This is a genomic window from Streptomyces sp. NPDC012827 (assembly GCF_042900905.1).
In the GTDB taxonomy this organism is placed as follows: domain Bacteria; phylum Actinomycetota; class Actinomycetes; order Streptomycetales; family Streptomycetaceae; genus Streptomyces; species Streptomyces gulbargensis.
Genome location: NZ_JBIBBY010000010.1, coordinates 188,500 through 209,523 on the forward strand (window position 1 = coordinate 188,500; position 21,024 = coordinate 209,523).

General features: G+C 72.9%; 18 protein-coding genes. 9 read left to right on the forward strand and 9 right to left on the reverse strand.

What is annotated here, in order from left to right:
* The first annotated feature begins 158 nt into the window (after positions 1-158).
* Positions 159-1,052: a glucose 1-dehydrogenase gene (locus ACFY60_RS22615; RefSeq protein WP_388613230.1), complete on the forward strand. Its 894-nt coding sequence runs from the start codon at positions 159-161 to the stop codon at positions 1,050-1,052.
* Positions 1,053-1,075: 23 nt separating this feature from the next.
* On the opposite strand, the gene ACFY60_RS22620 is transcribed toward ACFY60_RS22615, so the two are convergent.
* Positions 1,076-2,473: a GH1 family beta-glucosidase gene (locus tag ACFY60_RS22620; RefSeq protein ID WP_388613228.1), complete on the reverse strand. Its 1,398-nt coding sequence runs from the start codon at positions 2,471-2,473 to the stop codon at positions 1,076-1,078.
* Between the two features lie 213 nt (positions 2,474-2,686).
* On the opposite strand from ACFY60_RS22620, the gene ACFY60_RS22625 reads away from it, so the two are divergent.
* Together ACFY60_RS22625 and ACFY60_RS22630 are read left to right on the forward strand one after the other, a co-directional pair.
* A complete protein-coding gene (locus tag ACFY60_RS22625) occupies positions 2,687-3,721 on the forward strand; it encodes an ROK family protein (RefSeq protein WP_388613227.1) in 1,035 nt (344 codons plus the stop codon).
* A gap of 343 nt (positions 3,722-4,064) precedes the next feature.
* A complete protein-coding gene (locus ACFY60_RS22630) occupies positions 4,065-5,693 on the forward strand; it encodes a cellulase family glycosylhydrolase (protein WP_388613226.1) in 1,629 nt (542 codons plus the stop codon).
* 56 nt (positions 5,694-5,749) lie between these two features.
* On the opposite strand, the gene ACFY60_RS22635 is transcribed toward ACFY60_RS22630, so the two are convergent.
* Together ACFY60_RS22635 and ACFY60_RS22640 are read right to left on the reverse strand one after the other, a co-directional pair.
* A complete protein-coding gene (locus ACFY60_RS22635) occupies positions 5,750-6,790 on the reverse strand; it encodes a LacI family DNA-binding transcriptional regulator (RefSeq protein WP_388613225.1) in 1,041 nt (346 codons plus the stop codon).
* Positions 6,787-9,273: a glycoside hydrolase family 2 protein gene (locus ACFY60_RS22640; RefSeq protein ID WP_388613224.1), complete on the reverse strand. Its 2,487-nt coding sequence runs from the start codon at positions 9,271-9,273 to the stop codon at positions 6,787-6,789. Before ACFY60_RS22640 ends, ACFY60_RS22635 begins: the two co-directional genes overlap by 4 nt.
* A 278-nt stretch (positions 9,274-9,551) precedes the next feature.
* Here ACFY60_RS22640 and ACFY60_RS22645 point away from each other — a divergent pair, with 278 nt between their 5' ends.
* From ACFY60_RS22645 to ACFY60_RS22655, 3 genes are all read left to right on the forward strand, one after another.
* Positions 9,552-10,871 carry an ABC transporter substrate-binding protein gene (locus tag ACFY60_RS22645; protein WP_388613223.1) on the forward strand — a complete coding sequence of 440 codons (1,320 nt, stop codon included), beginning with the start codon at positions 9,552-9,554 and terminating at the stop codon, positions 10,869-10,871.
* A gap of 81 nt (positions 10,872-10,952) precedes the next feature.
* Positions 10,953-12,011 (forward strand): ABC transporter permease subunit, encoded by a 1,059-nt coding sequence (locus tag ACFY60_RS22650; RefSeq protein ID WP_388613221.1) that lies wholly within the window; start codon positions 10,953-10,955, stop codon positions 12,009-12,011.
* Positions 12,008-12,856, forward strand: coding sequence for a carbohydrate ABC transporter permease (locus ACFY60_RS22655; protein WP_388613220.1), 849 nt, complete (start codon positions 12,008-12,010; stop codon positions 12,854-12,856). Before ACFY60_RS22650 ends, ACFY60_RS22655 begins: the two co-directional genes overlap by 4 nt.
* 34 nt (positions 12,857-12,890) lie before the next feature.
* Here the strand turns inward: ACFY60_RS22655 and ACFY60_RS22660 are convergent, their stop codons facing one another.
* Entirely contained in the window at positions 12,891-13,907 is a 1,017-nt protein-coding gene (locus tag ACFY60_RS22660; protein WP_388613219.1) for a LacI family DNA-binding transcriptional regulator, read from the reverse strand.
* Between the two features lie 268 nt (positions 13,908-14,175).
* Complete coding sequence (locus tag ACFY60_RS22665) at positions 14,176-14,601, reverse strand: DUF3052 domain-containing protein (protein ID WP_388613218.1); 426 nt, start codon at positions 14,599-14,601, stop codon at positions 14,176-14,178.
* A gap of 265 nt (positions 14,602-14,866) precedes the next feature.
* Between ACFY60_RS22665 and ACFY60_RS22670 the strand changes: the two genes are divergently transcribed.
* From ACFY60_RS22670 to ACFY60_RS22680, 3 genes are all read left to right on the forward strand, one after another.
* The gene (locus ACFY60_RS22670) at positions 14,867-15,109 is read left to right on the forward strand and encodes a hypothetical protein (RefSeq protein WP_388613216.1); all 243 of its coding nucleotides are present in this window, start codon (positions 14,867-14,869) and stop codon (positions 15,107-15,109) included.
* Between the two features lie 194 nt (positions 15,110-15,303).
* Positions 15,304-15,807: a hypothetical protein gene (locus tag ACFY60_RS22675; protein ID WP_388613214.1), complete on the forward strand. Its 504-nt coding sequence runs from the start codon at positions 15,304-15,306 to the stop codon at positions 15,805-15,807.
* A 27-nt stretch (positions 15,808-15,834) separates the two neighbouring features.
* The gene (locus ACFY60_RS22680) at positions 15,835-16,383 is read left to right on the forward strand and encodes an HAD domain-containing protein (protein WP_388613212.1); all 549 of its coding nucleotides are present in this window, start codon (positions 15,835-15,837) and stop codon (positions 16,381-16,383) included.
* A gap of 169 nt (positions 16,384-16,552) precedes the next feature.
* On the opposite strand, the gene secD is transcribed toward ACFY60_RS22680, so the two are convergent.
* The 4 genes from secD to ACFY60_RS22700 form a co-directional block, all read right to left on the reverse strand.
* Positions 16,553-18,850 carry a protein translocase subunit SecD gene (gene secD / locus ACFY60_RS22685; protein WP_388613210.1) on the reverse strand — a complete coding sequence of 766 codons (2,298 nt, stop codon included), beginning with the start codon at positions 18,848-18,850 and terminating at the stop codon, positions 16,553-16,555.
* A gap of 144 nt (positions 18,851-18,994) precedes the next feature.
* Positions 18,995-19,417, reverse strand: coding sequence for a hypothetical protein (locus ACFY60_RS22690; RefSeq protein WP_388613208.1), 423 nt, complete (start codon positions 19,415-19,417; stop codon positions 18,995-18,997).
* 323 nt (positions 19,418-19,740) lie between these two features.
* The gene (locus ACFY60_RS22695; protein ID WP_388613206.1) at positions 19,741-20,025 is read right to left on the reverse strand and encodes a DUF427 domain-containing protein; all 285 of its coding nucleotides are present in this window, start codon (positions 20,023-20,025) and stop codon (positions 19,741-19,743) included.
* Between the two features lie 205 nt (positions 20,026-20,230).
* A complete protein-coding gene (locus ACFY60_RS22700; RefSeq protein WP_388613204.1) occupies positions 20,231-20,950 on the reverse strand; it encodes a 2-phosphosulfolactate phosphatase in 720 nt (239 codons plus the stop codon).
* Between the last annotated feature and the right edge of the window lie 74 nt (positions 20,951-21,024).

Here is a 21,024-nt window from a genome sequence, read left to right on the forward strand (position 1 = left end):
CAGCGGGTACCCGCACCCGCCCGACGTACGCGGTCCGGCCCCACCGGGGTGGTGATCCGGTCCCCCGATCAGGCGAAACCCGCACAAGGGGGGATGTCCCGGCCGCCCCCGGGTAGTCGAACCCCTGTACTGCCGAGCGAGGAGACCAGGAGCAAGGGATGTCCCCCGACGAAGAGACGCGCGTCCCCGACCCGCAGACGCGGCACCCCCGCCCGCCGCAGCCGGAGCAGGAACAGGAACACCCCGGGACGACCGAGGCCATGGACCCGCGCCCCGACCACGGGGAGGAGTCCTACCAGGGGCACGATCTGCTGCGGGGCCGCGTGGCGGTCGTGACCGGCGGGGACTCGGGCATCGGCCGGGCCGTCTGTCTGGCGTTCGCCCGGGAGGGCGCGGACGTGGTCCTCACCCACCTGGAGGAGGAGCGGGACGACGCCGCCGAGACGGCCCGGCTGGTCCGAGAGGCCGGGCGCACCGCCGTGACCGTCGCCTGCGACATCCGCGACGAGCGGCAGTGCGGGGACCTGATCGAGCGGGCGGTGGGCGAGTTCGGCCGCATCGACCTCCTCGTCAACAACGCCGCGTACCAGATGGCACAGCCCGACGGCATCGAGGCCATCACCACGGAGCAGTTCGACCGGGTGATGAAGACCAATCTCTACGGTATGTTCTGGCTGACCCGCGCGGCCCTCGCGCACATGCCCCGCGGTGGCTGCGTCATCAACACCACCTCGGTGCAGGGCTACCAGCCCAGCCCTCACCTGCTCGACTACGCGATGACGAAGGCGGCGATCATCTCCTTCACCCACAGCCTGGCCCAGATGGTGGCCGAGCGGGGCATCCGGGTGAACGCCGTCGCTCCCGGCCCCGTCTGGACCCCGCTGATCCCCGCCACCATGCCCGACGTCAAGGACTTCGGCGCCCAGTCACCGCTGGGGCGCGCGGCCCAGCCGGCCGAGATGGCGCCCGCGTACGTCTTCCTCGCGTCACCGGCGGCGAGCTACATCACCGGAGAGATCGTCAACGCGACGGGCGGCACCCCGCTGCCCTGATCTGAGCCGTGCGGCCCTGACGTTCAGGGCCGCGGGCCGCCGCCGTGCCTCGCCGCCCCGATCGCGGACCGGTACCAGTGGTACGAGGTCTTGGGGGTGCGCGTCCCGGTCGGGAAGTCGACGTGGACGAGTCCGAACCGCCGGCTGTACCCGTGGGCCCACTCGAAGTTGTCCAGGAGCGACCAGGCCGTGTAGCCGCGCACGTCGACGCCGTCCGCGACCGCCTCGGCGACGGCCCGCAGATGGCCGTCCAGGTAGGCGACGCGGTCGGCGTCGTCCACCACGCCGCAGGGCCCCGGGACGTCGTGCTCGGCGGAGCCGTTCTCCGTGATGTGGACCGGCGGGAGAGCGGCGCCGTAGCGGTCCCTGAGCGAGGTCAGGAGCGCGTACAGGGACCCGGGCACGACCGGCCAGCCCATGGCGGTGTGCCGCACCTCGGTGACGGGCACCGCCTCGAAACGGTTGTCCGCCGCCGTACGGCGGGACGGATCGGGCTCCCGCCAGGGAGCGGCGCGGACGGTCGAGGGGGTGTAGTAGTTGATGCCGAGGAAGTCGAGCGGGGCGGAGACGAGCGCGAGGTCGCCGTCCCGCCGGAAGTTCTGACGCGCGATCAGCTCGCCCCAGGTGTCGGCCTCCGAGGTCGCGTACCGGCCCTTCAGCAGCGGCTCGGTCCACATCAGGTTGCGCTGCGTCTCGGCGCGGAGGGCGGCGGCCGCGTCGGCCGGCCCCGGACCGGCCGGTGTCACGTGGTCCAGGTTGAGGGCGATGCCCGCCTCCCGGACGCCGGCGGCCCGCAGCGCGCCCAGGGCGAGGCCGTGACCGACGAGCAGGTGGTGGGCGGCGGCGAGCGCCGGCGTCCCCTCGGCCGCGCCGGGCGCGTGCTCCCCGTTCGCGTACCCGAGGAAGGCGCTGCACCAGGGCTCGTTGAGGGTGATCCAGCGCGGGACCCGGTCCCCGAGCCGCCCCGCCACCCGTTCCGCGTACTCCGCGAACCGCTCGGCGGTGTCCCGAACCCGCCAGCCGCCGCCGTCCTCCAGTGCCTGGGGCAGGTCCCAGTGGTAAAGCGTCACGACGGGGGTGATCCCCGCCTCCAGCAGGTCGTCGACCAGCCGTTCGTAGAACGCGAGCCCCGGGGCGTTCACCGGCCCCCTGCCCGTGGGCTGGATCCGGGGCCAGGCGATCGAGAAGCGGTACGAGTCGACTCCAAGTCCCGCAAGGAGGGCGACGTCCTCCCGGTGCCGGTGGTAGTGGTCGCAGGCGGTCTCCCCGCTGGTGCCGTCCAGGACGGCACCGCCGCGGCGGGTGAAGGTGTCCCAGATCGACGGCCCGCGCCCGTCCGCCCGCGTCGCGCCCTCGATCTGGTACGCGGAGGTGGCGGCGCCGAACGCGAAGCCGGGCGGAAAGGCCGGGAAATCACTCACGGCGGCAGAGGTCCTTCGTTCGGGGGCCGGTAACAGGGGCGAGCATCGCGGGGATTCGGTGGTGCCGTCCAGGCCGGACACCTTCGGAGGAGAGGGTTTTACTAAACCCGGGGTGAACTGAACCCGTTAACTGGACAACGTTGTCACCGCAGGTGACAGTACGTCGGCACGCAACGGACCATTCCTCTGTCCACGGAAAGGCGGAACGCGACGATGAACGCGAGGGTGTACGGAGCGCTCGACATCGGCGGTACGAAGATCGCCGGGGCTCTGGTCGACGGGAAGGGGCGTCTGGTGGCCCGGGCGCAGCACGCCACTCCCGCCCAGGGGTCCGCCGAGGACCTCATGGCCGCGGTCTTCCGCGTCCTGGACGGACTGGCCGCACACCCCGCCTGGGCCGGCCTGGCCCGCCTCGGCATCGGCAGCGCGGGCCCCGTCGACACCGCCGCCGGCACGGTCAGCCCCGTCAACATCCCGGCCTGGCGCGCCTTTCCCCTGGTCGAGCGTGTGCGGGCGCATTCGCGGGTGCCGTCCGCGATCCGCCCGGTCCTCGTGGGCGACGCCGTGGCGATGGCGGCGGCCGAGCACTGGGCCGGGGCCGCCCGAGGGGTGGACAACGCCTTGTGCATGGTCGTCTCCACAGGTGTCGGCGGCGGCCTGATCCTGGGCGGCAGGCTCCACGCGGGCACCACGGGCAACGCCGGTCACATCGGGCACATCACCGTGGACCAGAACGGGCCCCTGTGCCCCTGTGGCGCCCGGGGCTGCGTCGAGCGCTTCGCCGCCGGCCCCGCCATCGCCGCCCACGCCCTGGCATCCGGGTGGACCCCGCCGCCCGGCACCGCCCCGACGGCCGCGGCGGCCGCGGCCGCGGCCCGCGCGGGCGATCCGAGCGCGCGGGCGGCCTTCGACCGGGCCGGAAAAGCCCTGGCCGCCGCGATCGCGGCCACGGCGGCCCTGGTCGAACTCGACCTCGTGGTGATCGGCGGCGGCGTGGCGCAGTCCGGTGAGACGCTCTTCGGCCCGCTCCGCCGGCACCTCGCCGACCACGCCGTCCTCGACTTCACCCGGGACCTGACGATCGCGCCGGCGGCACTCGCCCTCGACGCCGGGCTGATCGGAGCGGCGGCCGCCGCCGCAGGAGCGGCCGGTCCGCCCCGCGGGGTCCTTCCCGCGGAAACGGCTCTCAAAGGCTTTTTCTCACGCCCGGCGGCCGAGCGCACGGCGGAAAGGGGCACGCTCGCTTAACCGGTTATGTTCCGGCTGTTGTCTTCCTTCCCTTCCCCCTCTAGCCTCATCATCGGTCGCCGGCCCCGCGCATCCTCCCCGCCACCCACACGAGGAGAGAACGCGCACCCTGGCCGGCCGTCCTCTCTCCCGCCACCCGGTGAAAGAGCCGCAGCACCGCACCGGGCGGTGGGAGCCTCCGGCTCCCTCGCCGCGCCCATCGGCGCGCCGTCCCAGGGGGCCGGCCGCACCGCACCCTCCATGTCAGGCAGGCCCGCACGCCCCGGCCCGTGTACGTCCGGCAGGCCCACGCCCCGGCGCGCACGTCCCGGGCGGGCGAGCCACCGAGTTGGGAGCACCCCACATGAAGAGAACATCGGCCCTCGCGGCGGGAGCACTGCTCACCGTCGCCGCCACGACGCTCACCACCCCCGCCACGGCCCGCACGGCGGAGGCGCCCGCCCCCGGCTTCCACATCTCGGACGGCCGCCTCCTCGACGCCAACGGCACCGACTTCGTCCTCCGGGGCGTCAACCACGCCCACACCTGGTATCCCGCCACGACCGCCAAGGCCCTGCGCGATCTCAAGGCGCTCGGCGCGAACTCGGCCCGCGTCGTGCTCAGCACCGGCGACCGCTGGACGAAGAACGACACCGCCGACGTCGCGAACGTCGTCGCCGGGTGCAAGGCCAACCGGCTCGTCTGCGTCCTCGAGGCCCACGACACCACCGGCTACGGCGAACAGGCCGGCGCCGTCTCCCTCTCCGAGGCCGTCGACTACTGGCTGGAGGTCGCCGACGCGCTCAAGGGCCAGGAGAAGTACGTCATCGTGAACCTCGGCAACGAACCGCACGGCAACACCGGGCACAGCGCCTGGACCGAGGACACCAGGAACGCCGTCACCCGCATGCGCGCCGCCGGCTTCGATCACACGCTCATGGTGGACGCCCCCAACTGGGGCCAGGACTGGTCGAACACCATGCGGGACAACGCGCCGGCGGTGTTCGCCGCCGACCCCGACCGCAACACCGTCTTCTCCGTCCACATGTACGGCGTGTACGACACGGCCGCCGAGGTCCAGGCCTACCTGACCAGCTTCGTCGCCCGCCGGCTCCCCGTCGTGGTCGGCGAGTTCGGCCACGACCACTCGGACGGCAACCCCGACGAGGACGCCGTCATGGCCGCCGCGCGGCAGCTCGACCTCGGCTACCTCGGCTGGTCGTGGAGCGGCAACGGCGGGGGAGTGGAGTACCTCGACCTCGCCACCGGCTTCGACCCGGCCCGCCTCACCCCCTGGGGACAGCGCCTGTTCCACGGCGCCGACGGCATCCGGCAGACCTCCCGCGAGGCGAGCGTCTACGGAGGCACCGGCGGCACCGACACCCGCCCGCCGTCCGCCCCCGGCACACCCACGGCGACCGACGTGACCGCCACCGGCGCCCGGCTGACCTGGCCCGCCGCCACCGACGACACCGGCGTCACCGGCTACGACGTCGTCCGCCTCGACGGCACGAGGGAGACCGCCGTCACCAGTACCACGGCGACCGGCGCCACGCTCACCGGCCTGACACCCTCGACGACCCACACCTTCGCCGTGTACGCGCGCGACGCCGCCGGCAACCGGTCGCCCCGCTCCGCCGCCGTCACCCTCACCACCGCCTCCGGGCCCGCCACCGGCACCTGCGCCGTCGCCTACCGGCTCCAGGACTGGGGGACCGGCTTCAACGCCGACGTCACCGTGCGCAACACCGGAACCCAGGCCGTCAAAGGCTGGCGGCTCGACTTCGCCTTCCCCGGCGGCCAGACGGTCCAGTCCGCCTGGAACGCCAAGGTCGTGCAGAACGGCAACCAGGTGTCCGCCACCCACGAGCCCTGGACCGGGACCATCCCGGCCGGCGGCAGCGTGAGCTTCGGCCTGAGCGCCTCGTCCACCGGCGGCAACGGCGTCCCCGCCACCTTCACCCTCAACGGCGCGCCCTGCGCCAGGAACTGACCGCCCGGCCCGGCACGGGAGGGGCCGTACCCCGACCGGGGTACGGCCCCTCCCGCTCACACACCGCGCGCCGGCCGGGGCGGGCCCGTGGACCCGCGGGGGGTCAGGGACGGCGTCGGCACCTGGAGCGCCCCGCTCCGCGTCCCCTCGATCACCTCGAAGAGGGCCCGCGCGACCTCCTGGCCGAAGCGGTGCACGTCATGGCTCATGGCCGACAGGGGCGGGTGCGTGAGCCGGCACAGCTGCGAGTCGTCCCAGGCCAGCAGCGACACGTCGTCGGGCACGGCGAGCCCCATCTCGGCGGCCACGGCGGCCCCCGCCACGGCCATGATGTCGTTGTCGTACACGATGGCGGTCGGACGGTCCCGTGCCATCAGCAGCCCGCGGGTCGCCCGGGCCCCCTCCTCGCCCGCGAATCCCGTCGCCACCTGCCGGCGGCCGTCGAGGCCCAGCTCCGCCATGGTGGCCTCGAAGGCCCGCGCCCGGATCGCGCTGTGACCGAGCCCCGCGGGGCCCCCGACCCGGGCGATACGCCGGTGGCCGAGCGCCGCCAGGTAGCGCACCGCGTCCGCGGCCGCCGTGGCGTCGTCCGTCCACACCGAGGGAAAACCCCCGGTCAGCGACGGATGCCCGACGGCGACCGCGGGCAGCCCGAGTGCCCGCAGCGCGGGAATCCGGGGATCCTCCTGATGGAAGTCCACCAGGATCCCGCCCCCGATCGTCCTGCCGCGCCACCACTCCTCGTACACGGCGATCTCCTCGCCGAGGTCCCGGACCAGCCGGAGCAGCAGCGCGTGCGCCCGCTCCGTCAGGACGCTCTCGATCCCCGAGACGAACTCCATGTAGAAGGGCTCGAGTCCGAGCAGGCGGGCCGGCCGGCAGATCACCAGGCCCACGATGCCCGCCCGCCGGCCGGAGAGGCTCCGCGCCGACTGGTGCGGAGCCCACCCCAGCTCCCGGGCGACCTGGAAGATCCGCTCCCGGGTCGCCCGGGAGACCCCCGGGCGGTCGTTGAACGCCATCGACACGGCGCCCTTGGACACCCCCGCCCGGGCCGCCACGTCGTTGATGGTGACGCGAGGAGCGGGACCGCTCACCGAGGGGCCACGCAGAACAGGGCCGCACGGACCTGCTCGACGGAGACGTCCCCGCAGCCGCTCACCCGGATCCTGGCCTCCTCCCCGGGAAGCAGGGTCAGCAGCCCCCGGTCCGCCGACGCCCCAGCGCCGAGCCGGTCGGCCTGCAGCAGGAGATCCCTCACCAGGGTCCGCGCCGTCACCACCACGTCGAAGGACGTGGCCTGTCCGGCACGGGTCCCCGCGTCACCGTCCGCGCCGGCCATGGTCTCCAGCCGGACGCCGTAGTCGGCCGGCGGGTAGGCGAACTCCCGGTCGGTGACGGGGAAGTGCACCGCGCGCAGGCCGTCCGCGTCGACCACGAGGAACTCCTCGGCCGACCCGGGCGCGGGCAGCAGCTCCGCCGGGAGCACCGGCCGGGCGACCGACCGCGGCGCCACCTCCACCGGGATGCCGGCCTTCGCCAGGACGGTGCCGTCCGCGCGCAGCCGGCGCACTCCGAGGGTCGTGTGCCAGGGCGTGCCCGCCTGGTTGTCGACGGCGAGCACCGGCCCGTCCTCACCCGGCAGCAGGGTGAGCAGCCGGTCCGCGTAGACCCGGCGCAGCTCGTGGTAGAGCGGCTTGAGCCGGCCGTCCCCGTCGATCGCCGCCCACGAGCTCACCGGCCAGCAGTCGTTGAGCTGCCAGACCACCGTGCCGGCGCAGACCGGCCAGTGGGCCCGCCAGTGCTCGATGCCCGCCGCCACGGCCCGCGCCTGGACGACCTGCGCCAGGTAGTGCCAGCGGTCGAAGTCCTCCTCGGGCAGCGGGAAATGGCGGGCGATGCCCCGGTTCAGCTTGCCGTTGCCGTCCTCGGCCTTCTGGTGGTGGAGCATGCCGGGGGAGTCCGGGGCGAGCCGCTCGCCGGGCAGGGCCCGGCGGAGCGTCGCGAGGGCGGGCGGTGCCTGCCAGCCGAACTCGGCGACGAAACGGGGAACGCTCGCGCGGTACTCGGCGTAGTCCTGCCGGTTCCACACCTCCCACGAGTGGTGGGTGCCGTGCCGGGGGTCGTTGGGGTGGTGCTCCCACGACCCCGACCAGGGGCTGCCCGCCGTGTACGGCCGGGACGGGTCCAGCTCGGCGACGATCCGCGGCAGCAGGCCGAGGTAGTACCCCTCGCCCCAGGAGCCGCCCGCGAGCGGCTCCTCCCAGTCCCAGTCCCGGAAGCCCCAGAGGTTCTCGTTGTTGCCGTTCCACAGGACCAGGCTGGGGTGCGGCATGAGCCGGACAACGTTGTCGCGCGCCTCGGCCTCGATCTCCCCGCGCAGCGGCTGCTCCTCGGGGTACGCGGCGCAGGCGAACAGGAAGTCCTGCCAGACCATCAGGCCGAGTTCGTCGCAGACGTCGTAGAAGGCGTCGTCCTCGTAGATGCCACCGCCCCAGACGCGGACCAGGTCCACGTTGGCGTCGGCGGCCTGCGTGAGGCGGGTCCGGTAGCGCTCCGGCGTCGTCCGGGAGGGGAGCACGTCGTCCGGGATCAAGTTGACCCCCCGGGCGAAGATCCGTACCCCGTTGACGACGAAGGTGCAGCCGCTTCCGTGCGCGTCCGCCGACCGGTCGAGAGTGACGGTACGGAAGCCGACGCGGCGCCGCCAGACGTCGAGCCGGCCCTCCTCCTCGTCGGCCAGCGTCACCTCCAGGCCGTACAGCGGCTGTTCGCCGTACCCGCGCGGCCACCACAGCTCGGGATCGGACACGTCCAGGCGCAGGACCGCCTCGTCACCCGTGAAGGAGACCTCGGCCTGCGACACGGCCGCGCTCCCGGCCTCCGCCGCCGGGCCGCCGGCCCGGACGACGGCCCGGGCGGTCAGCGGCCGGCCGGTACCGCGCTCGGTGCGCGCCACCCGCACCCGTACCTCGACACGGCCGGTGGTGGTGCCGTCGGCGGGGAGACCGTCGACGGTGACGACCGGACGGACCTCGGCGAGCCGGGCCGTCGACCAGTGCTCCAGCCGCACCGGCCGCCACATGCCCGCCGTGACGACGGTCGGCCCCCAGTCCCAGCCGAACGAGCAGGCCATCTTGCGGATGTACTGGAAGGGCTCGGGGTAGACGTTCGGCCGGTCCCCGGTGAGCGCGCGGACGCGCTCCGCCTCCTCGTACGCCGAGTCGAAGCGCACCTCGAGGCGGCCCGTCCGGCCCGTGACGTCGAAGCGGTGGGTCCGGTGCATGTTGCGCGTCCGGCCGAGGACCTCGCCGGCCAGCACGATCTCCGCGGCGGTGTCCAGGCCCTCGAAGACCAGCTCCGTGCGCTCGTGCCGGCTGCGGTGGTCCAAGTCGGTGACGTAGCACCACCCCTGGCGCCCGACCCAGGCGATCTCCGTCTCGTTCCGGCCGATGAAGGGGTCGGGTATGACCTGCGCGGCGAGCAGGTCGGTGTGGACGCAGCCGGGGACGCGGGCCGGGAGCAGTGCGTCCTCGTGGCGCAGGCTCCAGCCCTCGGTCAGCTGGGTGACGTCCTTCATGTGTGCGGCTCCAATCGCCCGGCGTGGCGGGGGATGTGTGTACGACGCCGACAACCTAGCCGCGCGCGCCCCGCACTGTCCATGAACCGGTAAAGCTCCCTGTGTTCACCCACCGTGCAAGCAAGAAACCGCAAAACGCGTAATTCCGGCTGCCGGACGGGCTCTGGATAACGATTGGGCATCGCGCAGGAAACCGGAGCTTTACCGGTTCACACGCTCCTGTCATAGTGCCGACATCCCACTTTGACCTGAGCCGTAACCCTGAAGGAGTTGGGCACATGGGGAAGACGAAGGCGTTCACGGGCGCGCTTCTCGCCGTCGCGACACTCACCGTGGCGGGATGCGGTGGCGGGGGAGCCGCGACGGGGGAGATCGCGGCCGCGCCGGCCGACCCCGCCGGGGTCTCCGGGCGGATCAAGGTCCTGACCCACCGGACCGACCTGGTCCAGGACGGCACGCTCAAGCGGTACGCGGCCGACTTCAACAAGGTCTACCCCAAGGTGAAGGTGACGTTCGAGGGGATCACCGACTACGAGGGGGAGGTGAAGATCCGCATGAACACCAAGACCTACGGTGACGTGCTGATGATCCCCGCGGCGGTGGCCAAGAACGACTACCCCGCCTTCTTCGCGCCCCTCGGCCCGGCCGCCGAGCTCGCCCGCAAGTACCGCTTCAGCGACAAGACCGAGGTGGACGGCAAGGTCTACGGCATCGCCCAGTTCGGCACCGCCAACGGCTTCGTCTACAACAAGGCCCTCTGGAAGAAGGCCGGGATCACCGCCTGGCCCAGGACACCCCAGGAGTTTCTGGCCGCCCTGCGGACCCTCGGGGACAGGACCGACGCCGTGCCGTACTACACGAACTTCAAGGACGGCTGGCCGATGGTCCAGTGGACCTCGAACGTGGGATCGGTGACCTGTGACGCCAAGGCGACCGACAAGCTGGCCGGACCGGTGTCGCCCTGGAAGGCGGGCGGTGAACTGCACACCATCGACACCCTCGTCCACGACATCGTGAAGCAGGGGCTGGCCGAGAAGGACCCGACCACGACCAACTGGGAGACCTCCAAGGCCCTGCTCGCCGAGGGGAAGATCGGCAGCATGATGCTCGGCTCCTGGTCGATCACCCAGATGCGGGCGGCGGCGAAGCAGGCCGGCGGTTCCGCCGAGGACATCGGCTTCATGCCCTTCCCCGCGCAGAAGAACGGCGCGTTCTGCGCGACCCTGGTCTCCGACTACCAGCAGGCCGTGAGCGCCCATTCCGAGAACAAGCCGGCGGCGCGCGCCTGGATCGACTGGTTCACCGAGAAGTCCGGCTACTCCGAGCGGGAGGGCGCGGTGCCCGCCGTGAAGGCGGCCCCCATGCCGGCCACCCTCAAGGACTTTGTTGACAACGATGTCACGTTCGTGGAGCGGTCCGAGGCGGAGACGGCCGTGGTCAACGAGATCGACAACGCCGCCGAGATCGGCCTGAACAAGCCCGACTACCGGCAGAAGCTCATCGACACCGCCCGAGGCGCCCAGGACGGCAGCCTCCAGGACTTCTTCGCCGACCTGAACAAGAAGTGGGACGAGGCGGCGAGGACCGCCGGTTCCTGAACACCGGTGGAACGCGGGTCCCGGCCGCCGAGCGGCGGCCGGGCCTCCTCCCTCCCGCAGCCGCGGACACGAAAGGCCGACATGACCGAGAAACCCCCGAAGTCCCCGCGCACCGCGACCGATCCCTCCGCCCCGGCCCCCGGAGCCCCGCGCCCCCGCACCGCGCCCGGGACCGCGGTCCTCCCCGCCCCCGCCGCCACGGAGGCCGGCGCCCCCAGCCGTACGGGCACGCGTCCGGTGGCGCCCCGCAGACCCGCGGCCCGCTCCTGGCGCCACTCGCCCCTGCGCCGCGCCACCCCGTGGTTCTTCCTCGCCGTGCCCTTGGCCCTGCTCCTCACGTTCACCTACGTGCCCGTGGCGAGCATGATCTCGTACAGCTTCACCGACTGGGACGGAGTGAGCCCCCACCGGGAGTTCACGGGTGTGGACAACTACGTCCAGATCTTCACCCGCCCCGAGATGTTCCGGGTCTTCTTCGTCAGCGGCTACTACCTGGCCGCCTCCGCCCTCCAGATCGGCGTCGCCCTCTACTTCGCCACGGTTCTCAGCTTCAACCTGCGGTTCCGCAACTTCTTCAAGGGCGTCCTCTTCTTCCCCTACCTCATCAACGGCGTCGCGATCGGCTTCGTCTTTTTGTACTTCTTCCAGGACGGCGGCACCCTGGACTCCGTCCTCGTGTGGCTGGGCGTGACCACCGACCATCCGTGGCTCGGCGACCCCACCTCCGCCAACCTCTCGCTGGCCGGCGTGTCCGTCTGGCGCTTCACCGGCCTGAACTTCGTCCTCTTCCTGGGCGCCATCCAGTCCGTCCCGGGCGAGCTCTACGAGGCGGCGCAACTCGACGGCGCCGACCGGTGGCAGCAATTCCGCCACATCATCGCCCCGAGCATCAAGCCCGTCCTCAGCCTCAGCGTCATCCTGGCGATTTCCGGCTCCCTGTCCGTCTTCGAGATCCCCTACATCATGACCGGCGGGGCGACCGGCACGTCGACCTTCGTCATCCAGACGGTCAAGCTCGCCTTCCAGTTCAACAAGACCGGCCTGGCCTCCGCCGCGGCCGTGGTCCTGCTCGCGCTCATCCTGCTCCTCACCTGGGTACAGCGCCGGCTCGTCCCCGACGACAAGGTGGATCTCGTATGACCCCCGCCCCGACCTCCCGCCGCCGGCTCAGGGCCGGGACCGTACTGACCTACCTGTCGCTGATCGCCGCGGCGCTGGTCGTCCTGCTCCCGCTGGCCGTCGTCCTCCTCACCTCGCTCAAGACGACCGAGGAGGTGTCCGAGGGAGGAGCGCTCTCGCTCCCGGGCGACTGGCTCAATTTCCGCAACTACGCCACCGCGTTCACCGACGGCCATCTGCTCGCCGCCTTCGGGAACACCGCCTTCATCCTCCTCTTCTCCCTCACCGGCACCGTGATCATCGGCTCGATGACGGCCTACGCGGTCGACCGCTTCGACTTCCGCGCCAAGAAGGCCGTCATGGCGCTGTTCCTCGTCGCCACCCTCGTACCGGCCGTCACCACCCAGGTCGCGACCTTCCAGATCGTCAACGGTTTCGGCCTGGTCGACACCCGGTGGGCCCCGATCCTGCTCTACATGGGCACGGACATCGTCTCCGTGTACATCTTCCTGCAGTTCATCCGCTCCATCCCGCGTTCGCTGGACGAGGCGGCCCGCCTCGACGGGGCCAACGCCTTCACCATCTACCGGAAGATCATTCTTCCGCTGCTCAAGCCGGCCATCGCCACCGTCGTCATCATCAAGGGGATCACCACCTACAACGACTTCTACATCCCCTTCCTCTACCTGCACTCCGAGGATCTGGGCACCATCTCCACCGCCCTCTTCCGCTTCAAGGGTCCCTTCGGAGCGCACTGGGAGGCCATCTCGGCCGGCGCGATCCTCGTCATCCTGCCGACGCTCGTCGTCTTCCTGCTGCTCCAGCGCTGGATCTACAACGGCTTCGCGCAAGGCGCGACGAAGTAGCCGGCCGCGGCCGGAGCCGGGCCCGGCACGCGGGTCAGGCCGGCGGCGCGGCGGTGCTGCCGCGCGGCACGAACCGCGCGTACTCGGCCTGCACGTTCCCGACCGTCTCGTTCGCGAGGAGGGCGAGCAGGGCACGGGCCGCCCCGGCCCCGTACGCCGGAATGTCCCGGGCGAGCGCGGACAGGGGAGGCCGGACGACCTGAGTGAGGGGCGACTCGTCCCAGGCGACGACGGACAGGTCGCGGGGGATGACGAGGCCGAGTTCCTGGGCTACGGACAGCGCCGCGACCGCCATGATGTCGTTGTCGAAGATCATCGCGGTGGGACGTTCCGCCGCGATGAGCAGCCGGCGGGCGGCCCGCGCCCCCTCGTCACCGGTGTAGTCGGTGTGCAGGATCTCCGGCTCGGCCAGTCCCGCCTCCGCGCACCCCTCCCGGAGGGCGTCGTCCCGTACGGCGGTGTGCGCGAGGTCGGCCGGACCGGCCACGCGCGCGATGTGCCGGTGCCCGATCGCCGCGAGGTACCGCACGGTCTCGCGCACGCTCTCGGCGTCGTCCGACCACACCGCCGGCAGGGAACCGGCCGTGTGCGGAGGGCCGATGACGACGGCCGGCAGCCCGAGCGCCTCGATCGCCGGCACGCGCGGATCACCGTCCCGCAGATCGACGAGGAACACGCCGTCCACCCGCCGTTCGCCCCACCAGCGCCGGTACGTCTCCATCTCCCGCGCCTCGCTGTCGACCATCTGCAGCATGAGGGCGTGGGCCCGGTCGGAGAGGACGTGCTCGATCCCGCTGATGAACTCCATGAAGAAGGGCTCGGTGCCGAGCGTGGAGGCCGGACGCCGCACCACGAGCCCCACCGCCTGGGCTCGCGCCCCGGTCAGCGCCCGCGCGGCACTGTTGGGCCGCCAGCCCAACTCCTCGGCGATCGCCTTGATCGCGGCGCGGGTGGTGTCGGAGACCCCGGGCTGGTCGTTGAGCGCGTAGGAGACGGCCACCTTGGACACTCCGGCTCGGAGCGCGATGTCCGCAATCGTCGGCCGCTTCACCCGTCACTCCCACTCTCCGACCCGATCCTCCCGCCCCGCTGACCCTACCCGCCCCGGCATCCCCGCCGGTCAGGCCCACGACCGCCCGCGCTCCACCCGCCGAGCCCGCACGGCCGCCCGTGCCCGCCCCTCCGGGACCAGCGGCGCCCCGGCTGTGGCCGTCCCGCGAGCGCTTCACCCCTCGGACGCAGACGCCCGGCCGGCTCCCGGCCCGGCGGTGCGGTCCAGGACCGGACCGCGCCGCCCGGTGGTGGCGCGGCCCGCCCCGTCAGGCGCTCCTGCCGGACCGCCTCGCCCGCGGCGTACGCAGCTCGGTCCCCTGCCAGTCCACCGCCACCCTCACGGAGCCGGTCCGCACCAGCCCGGCGGTGGCCGCGCACTCGGCGATGTCACTGGGCTCCACGTGCCCCATCCGGCCGGTCCTGGGGGTCAGCAGCCACACGGCGCCGTCCTCGCAGAAGTCGGTCAGCGCCGCGTGGAGGCCGTCGACGAGATCACCGTCGTCGTCCCGCCACCACAGCAGTACGGCGTCGGCCAGGCCGCCCGTCCCCACCCCGACCAGCTCCTTGCCCGTCGCCTCCTCGACGGCCTGGCGCAGATCGGTGTCACTGTCCTGGGCGTGACCGATCTCCCGAACGGTCTGGCCCTGGGTGAAGCCCAGCCGGTCGGCCATGCTCGTCTCCGCCGTCGTCATCGCCGGCCCTCCTCGTCTCCCATCGACAGGCGTCCAGCTGGAACGCCGCGACGTTCAACGCGCCACGCCGACCGGGCGTCACGGGTGCCCCACGCCGATCCGACGAGGAGAGCCACCACGATGACCGTGACCCCGATCGACCTCCACTCCTCCTTCCTCCACATCCGCCCCGACGGCCGGGTGCGCGCCGAACAGCCGGTGTTCGACCCGGAGCGGGACGGCTGGCAGCTGATGACCTTCCACGTCGAGACCGACGCCGACGTCCATGGCGACCACTGGGAGATCCACCGAGGCGGACGAAGTCGTCTCCTGCCTCACCGGAGGCATCCGCCTCCTCCTCCACCCGGAGCACCCCGGCGATCGGGAAGAGGGTGTCGAACTCACCCCGGGAACGGCGGTGATCGTGCCTCGGGGCCGCTGGCACCGCATCGCCCTGGATGCCCCCAGCGACATCATGTCCCTGACCCTGCCCCATGGCAGCCGCCTCGAGCAGCGCACCGAAGCCTGACCGCGCCTCCACCGACGGGCTCCGCACCCGGTCCGGTCTTCCCCGCCGGGCCGGGCACGCGCCGGCGGACCTCAGATCTCCCTCAGAAGATCGCGCTCCCCGCCTGTCATCCCCGCGCCCCCGGATACGTTCCCCCCACGACCACCTCACCGACCGGCGGGTGGCCTCGCACGGACGTCACCACGGGGGAAACCATGCGCACCGGAACACGCGGAACCACCGCCTCGGCCCTTGTCCTCCTCACCGCCCTCGCCACCGCCTGCACCACCGACACCTCCCCGGACCCGGGGCGGCCCACCACCCCACCGGCTGCCTCGGCGCAGCAGCGGGACGGGCAGCAGCCGACGAGGGCGGCCACCGAACTCGCCCAGGGCGCCCGCGCCAGGGCCGCCCTGGAGACGACGGCCCCCGAGGAGGACCCGGCCTTCGTCGCATCCGGACTCGAACGCGTCCGTGACGGCGTGCACCACCGCTCCCCGCTCACCCGGGGCGCGTCCTACACGGTCTCCGTCGCCTGCGCCGGGACCGGGACCGTCACCGTCGTCATCGACCGCACCGCCTTCCCGCCCGCGCCGTGCGACTCCGTGCCCGTGCGCCACCGCGTCGACCGCGCCCCCGGGCAACTGCCGCTCTCCGTGACGGGAACACCCGGATCCACCGGCATGATCGCCTGGCGGATCACCGCCACGACGACCTGACCCGCACGGTCGATATGCTGGACCGACATGACTGATCCCCGGTGGCTTCCCCTGCTGTTCCTCGACGTCGACGGTCCGCTCATCCCGTTCGGGGCGGAAAGCGGACGGTATCCGTCCTTCCGGACCGGCCATGTGCCGGCAGCCGCCGCGAACCCGCTGCTGACCCGTTTGGACCCCGCGCACGGAGAGAAGCTGGCCGCGCTCCCGTGTGCGATCGTCTGGGCCACCACCTGGATGCAGGACGCGAACGAGTGCCTCGCCCCCCTGCTCGGTCTCGCACCCCTTCCCGTGATCACCTGGCCGGAGCCGTCCTCCCTCGACGAGCAGGACGAACGCGCGGGACTCCACTGGAAGACCCGCGCCCTCGTCACACACGCGGCGGGGCGGCCGTTCGTGTGGGTCGACGACGAGATCAGGGACGCCGACCGGGCGTGGGTGGCCGCCCACCACCGGGGACCCGCCCTCCTGCACCGCGTCGATGCCCGCGTCGGTCTCACCGAGGACGACTACGCGACGGTCGGCGCCTGGCTCCGGCGGCAGCCGGAGGCGCCCGGGGACGACCGCCGGACCGCGTAGCGGGGCGCGAACGTACAGACGGGTGAGGGTGACTGACGGAAAGTCAGGCCGCCACACGGGGTTCGGCACCCCCCCGCCGTCACCCCGGCGGCCTGGGGGAGCGCCCCGGCCGCCGGAGCCACCCCCCTCACGCGCCCGGCCCGCCCGGACGCACCCCTCACCCGTCACGTCAGACGACGGCCCCCGACCCCGCACGCTCCCGTACGGACGGCCGGACCGGCACCGGCGCCGGGCGTCGGTCCTCCAGCAGGACCGCCAGGGGCAGCGTCGTGAACACCGTCGACGCCATGCCCAGGACCACGCCCGCGAGAAGCGCGACGGAGAAGTCCGTCAACGAGTCTCCGCCGAGGACGGCGAGCGCCACCAGCACGAACAGCGCCCCCATACCGGTGTTGACCGTACGCGGCAGGGTCTGGGCGACCGCCCGGTCCGCGAGGTCGGCCTGCGGAAGGCGGCCGCCCTTGCGCCGTAGCTCGCGCAGCCGGTCCAGGACCACCACGGAGTCGTTCACCGAATAGCCGACCACGGTGAGCAGCGCCGCGAGGAAGACGCTGTCCACGGGTTTGCCGAGCCAGGCGAACAGACCGATCACGAGCAGGACGTCCTGCGCCATCGCCGCCACGGCCGACACCGCGTACGTCCAGCGGAACCGTACGCTCAGATACACCAGCTGCGCGACGACACCGAGACCGAGCGCGACGAACGCCTGGGTCCGCAGCTCGCCGCCGAGACTCGGCCCGACGCGCTCGTCCCGCTCGACGGAGACCGGCCCGGCCACGCTCGCGACGGCCCGCCGGATCTCGTCCTGTTCGGCGTCCCCGGTCTGCCGGACCCGCACGGACACCTCCCGGTCCCCGTCGCCCGTGGTCCGGACGACGGCGTCCGGGAACCCGGCGGCGGCCACGGCCGACCGCGCCTCGTCGGCGTCGACGGGGCGGACGGCCGCGTACTGCACGACCCGGCCGCCCGTGAACTCCACACCGAACTCCACGCCCCGGACCGCGATCCCGCCCAGGGCGAGCAGCAACAGTCCGGCACTCGCCGCGAACCACCGGCGGCGGCGCGCCATCAGGCGGGGAACCCGACGGGTGAGCCGGGTCCGCAGGCGCCCGGGCGTGGCCATACCGGTGAGGGACGGCCGTCGGCGCACCGCCGGCAGCGCCAGCGCACCGTCGGCGAAGATCCGGGTGATCACCATCGCGGTGAGCATCGACGCCACGACGCCGATCGCGAGCGTCACACCGAAGCCCTTCACCGGCCCGGTCGCGAAGGCGAAGAGGAGTCCGGCGGCGAGGAGCGTGGTGACGTTGGCGTCCGCGACGGCACTCCACACCTTCCCGAAGGCCGCCGCCACCGGCCGCCGCGGGTCCCGCGCGGCGGTCCGGCCCAGGGCCCCGTACTCCTCCCTCGCCCGCTCGAAGACCAGCACATTGGCGTCCACGGCGATGCCGACCGCGAGGACGAACCCGGCGAGCCCGGGAAGGGTCAGCGTGGCGCCGAGGGCGAGCACGGCGGCGTACGAGATCAGTCCGTACAGCAGCAGGGCGAGCGTGGCGAGCAATCCCAGGAGCCGGTAGACGGCGATGACGAAGACGCCCGTGCAGGCCAGGCCGATGAGCGCGGCGAGCAGACTGGCCCGGATCGCCTCGGCGCCGAGGGTCGGCCCCACGGTGCTCTGCTCGACCGTGGTCACGGGCACGGGCAGCGCGCCGCCCTCCACGAGCGCGGCGAGATCCCGGGCCTCGCCGGCCGAGAAGCCGCCCGTGATCTGCGTGGACCCGCCGACGATGCCCGAACCGCACGGCACGCCGGCCTCCACACCGGGCGCGGACACGATCCGGTCGTCGAGGACGATCGCGACCCTCCGCGCGGGATCTCCGGCCGGCGCGCAGGCCGCCTTGCCGGTCAGACGCGCCCACGCGTCCGCCGCCTTGGCCCGGAAGGCGAGGTCGACGGTCCACCCACGGCCGCCGGCAGTGTCGAGGACGGCCTCGGCACTCTTCACCCCCTCACCCGTGAGCACCGGCGCGGACAGGGCGAGGAAGGAACCGGGCGCGTCCGGATCGGCGAGAACCCGGCCGTTCTTCGCGGCGGCCGCTTCAGGGGCGGCAGCGGTCGCGGTGACGGCGTGCACGGTCAGCTGGGCGGTACGGCCGATCACCTCGGCGGCCTCCCGGGGATCGCGCAGGCCCGGAAGCTCCACCACGATCCGGCGCTCGCCGGACCGTGCGAGCGACGGCTCGGCCACACCGAGCCCGTCGACCCGCTTGCGCAACACCTCCAATGTGCGCTCGGTGGCCGCGGCGTCGGCGCGGACCCTGGGGGTGTGCTGGGTTTCGAGAACGATGCGGGTGCCGCCCCGGAGGTCGAGCCCGAGACGGGGCGGCGTGGTCAGAACGGTCCAGAGGGAGAGCGCGACGACGACGAGCGCGAGCAGCGCGCGCCGGAGCGCGACGGGAAAAGACATGGGAACTCCACGGGCGGCGCGGCACGGGACGCACGGCGTCTGCTCGGTGCGCCGGTGCCGGCGGACAGGTCGGAAACGCGCGGCCGTCAGGAAATCCCGGGCCCGGACATACCGAAGGCCCGGACGACAGCGGCGCCGGAAACGTCAGCTGTGCCGGGTGGAGGGGGGCCCGCGCGGAACCCGTGAACCGTACGAACCCCCGGGCGGCGCCCGCTCCCGGCGCGCCTCACCCGCGACCGCGCCCCGCAACGGCACGTCCGGCCCCCGCCGCACCACGGGCGGAGCCATCGGCGGCGCAGGGAAGCGTACGGAGTGCTCCACCACCGCGGGCAGTTCGGCGACGGCGGACGGCGAGACCTCGGGCGCCGCGTCGGCGCCGGGCCCGGCGTGAGTGGTGAACGGGCCGCCTCCGGACGCCGGGAGAACGGCGGGGGAGGCGACCGCGGAGTGCGGGACCGGCAGGACGCCCGCCGGGCTCCCGGAGACGGGGGCCACCATCAGCAGCGACCAGAGCGCGCACAGCAGCCCGGGCAGAAGACGACCGAGGAAACGCGTGGCGCGCCCCATCCCGCCCCCTTCCCGTCGCCCGTGGAGTCCCCCCAGCCTAGGCCGTGTCTTTCGGATCTTGCCGGGCTCGCGGCGCCTGGCACCGCGCCCCGCTGCGTTGTCGTCGGTCGCCGATGCTCCGCATGGACTCCCTCCTCCGCCTTGCGATGCACGGCGCCAGACGCCGCTCCCTGATCCGGCCTGATCCAAAAGACACGGCCTAGGGGGTGTCCTCGGAATCCTGACGAGGTGGCCGGCGGGCCGGTCACGGGGACGCGGGACGGCGTGCCCCGGGCGGTGCGGGACGGCGTTCGGTTCAGGCGGCGGATCCGCCGCGTGGCTGCTCAGTCGACGACTTCGACGTCCTTCCAGAAGGCGACCCGGTCGCGCACCATGGCGGCCGTGTCCTTCGGGTCGGGGTAGTACCAGACGGCGTCCTCGCTGCGTTCCCCGGCGTGCTCCAGGGTGTAGTACGACGCCGTTCCCTTCCACGGACACGTGGTGTGCGTGTCGGAGTCGCGCAGGACGTCCTCGCGCAACGAGGCCCGGGGGAAGTAGTGATTGCCCTCGACGACGACCGTGTCCTCGCTCTCGGCGATGACGATGTCCTTCCACAGTGCTTTCGGCATGGCACTCATCCTCACAGAGCGGGGCGGCCGGTGTCCCGCGCCCCGCGGAATCCGCGTGCGACCACCGCCTGCGGGGACGCCGCCGCCCGCGACTTCGACGACGAACCCGACCACGGCCTGCGGGCACCGGAGACCCGGTCCGCCTGGGCGGACCGGTCGCGCGGGTCCGAACGCCCCGTCCCGGCGCCCTCCCGGCCCGGGACCGTCAGAGCGGACGCCCGTCGATCTGTGCAGGCCCCTCGTCCGGCGAGGGCACGGCATGGGGACGCAGGACCATGAGCCCCTCCTCCACGGCCGCCACCAGGGCGAAGGGGAACCGGTCGAGCTCGAGGCAGAGCGCGACATCATCGGGGTGGACGCCCTGGCGCACCCCCTCCGCCAGCTCGGCGGCCGCCCGTGACGTCCCGGCCCGGTGGAGGAATGCGGCCGGGTCCGTCTCGGCCCCGGCGGCCCTGCGGGCGATGTACTGAGCACACGCCAGGTCCTCGTCGGCCTTCCCGTCCTCACCGGTGACGACGAACGTGACGCCGTCACACCCGCGGGTCCGCAGGAGCCGGGCCGTCGCCTCCGCCACCACGAAGCCGGCGCACAGCACCAGCGACGCCTCCTTCACCGCCAGGGCGCCGACCGTCCCCGCCGTGGTCTTCTGCACCACGGTCCGGCCGCCGAGATCCACGGACCGCAGCCTGCCGGGCGAGTTGACGGCGTCGAACCCGGGGGCGGGCGCACCGTCCTTCAGCGCCACCGCGTCCGGATGACGCGCCTTGAGAGCCAGGGCCTCGTCGAGCGACCCGGCGAGAACGATCTTCTCCGCCCCCTGGGCGAAGGCCCAGGCGGCGACCGTGAAGGCACGCATGACATCGACCACGACGGCCACGTCCGGAACTTCGACCAGTTCGGGGATACCGAGGAAACGAGCGTCCATCCCGGCATGATCGTGGATGCCGCACCCGCGGACTCCCCGTCGTGACGAGCATCACGGTCCGATCCTCGTCCCGT

Bases quoted from the DNA above. Each gene is read 5' to 3' on its own strand.
- ACFY60_RS22645 (WP_388613223.1), top strand. From the start codon at position 9,552: ATGGGGAAGACGAAGGCGTTCACGGGCGCGCTTCTCGCCGTCGCGACA.
- ACFY60_RS22675 (WP_388613214.1), top strand. From the start codon at position 15,304: ATGCGCACCGGAACACGCGGAACCACCGCCTCGGCCCTTGTCCTCCTC.
- ACFY60_RS22665 (WP_388613218.1), bottom strand. From the start codon at position 14,601: ATGACGACGGCGGAGACGAGCATGGCCGACCGGCTGGGCTTCACCCAG.
- ACFY60_RS22615 (WP_388613230.1), top strand. From the start codon at position 159: ATGTCCCCCGACGAAGAGACGCGCGTCCCCGACCCGCAGACGCGGCAC.
- ACFY60_RS22625 (WP_388613227.1), top strand. From the start codon at position 2,687: ATGAACGCGAGGGTGTACGGAGCGCTCGACATCGGCGGTACGAAGATC.
- ACFY60_RS22655 (WP_388613220.1), top strand. From the start codon at position 12,008: ATGACCCCCGCCCCGACCTCCCGCCGCCGGCTCAGGGCCGGGACCGTA.
- secD (WP_388613210.1), bottom strand. From the start codon at position 18,850: ATGTCTTTTCCCGTCGCGCTCCGGCGCGCGCTGCTCGCGCTCGTCGTC.
- ACFY60_RS22680 (WP_388613212.1), top strand. From the start codon at position 15,835: ATGACTGATCCCCGGTGGCTTCCCCTGCTGTTCCTCGACGTCGACGGT.
- ACFY60_RS22695 (WP_388613206.1), bottom strand. From the start codon at position 20,025: ATGCCGAAAGCACTGTGGAAGGACATCGTCATCGCCGAGAGCGAGGAC.
- ACFY60_RS22690 (WP_388613208.1), bottom strand. From the start codon at position 19,417: ATGGGGCGCGCCACGCGTTTCCTCGGTCGTCTTCTGCCCGGGCTGCTG.
- ACFY60_RS22650 (WP_388613221.1), top strand. From the start codon at position 10,953: ATGACCGAGAAACCCCCGAAGTCCCCGCGCACCGCGACCGATCCCTCC.
- ACFY60_RS22630 (WP_388613226.1), top strand. From the start codon at position 4,065: ATGAAGAGAACATCGGCCCTCGCGGCGGGAGCACTGCTCACCGTCGCC.
- ACFY60_RS22670 (WP_388613216.1), top strand. From the start codon at position 14,867: ATGGCGACCACTGGGAGATCCACCGAGGCGGACGAAGTCGTCTCCTGC.
- ACFY60_RS22640 (WP_388613224.1), bottom strand. From the start codon at position 9,273: ATGAAGGACGTCACCCAGCTGACCGAGGGCTGGAGCCTGCGCCACGAG.
- ACFY60_RS22700 (WP_388613204.1), bottom strand. From the start codon at position 20,950: ATGGACGCTCGTTTCCTCGGTATCCCCGAACTGGTCGAAGTTCCGGAC.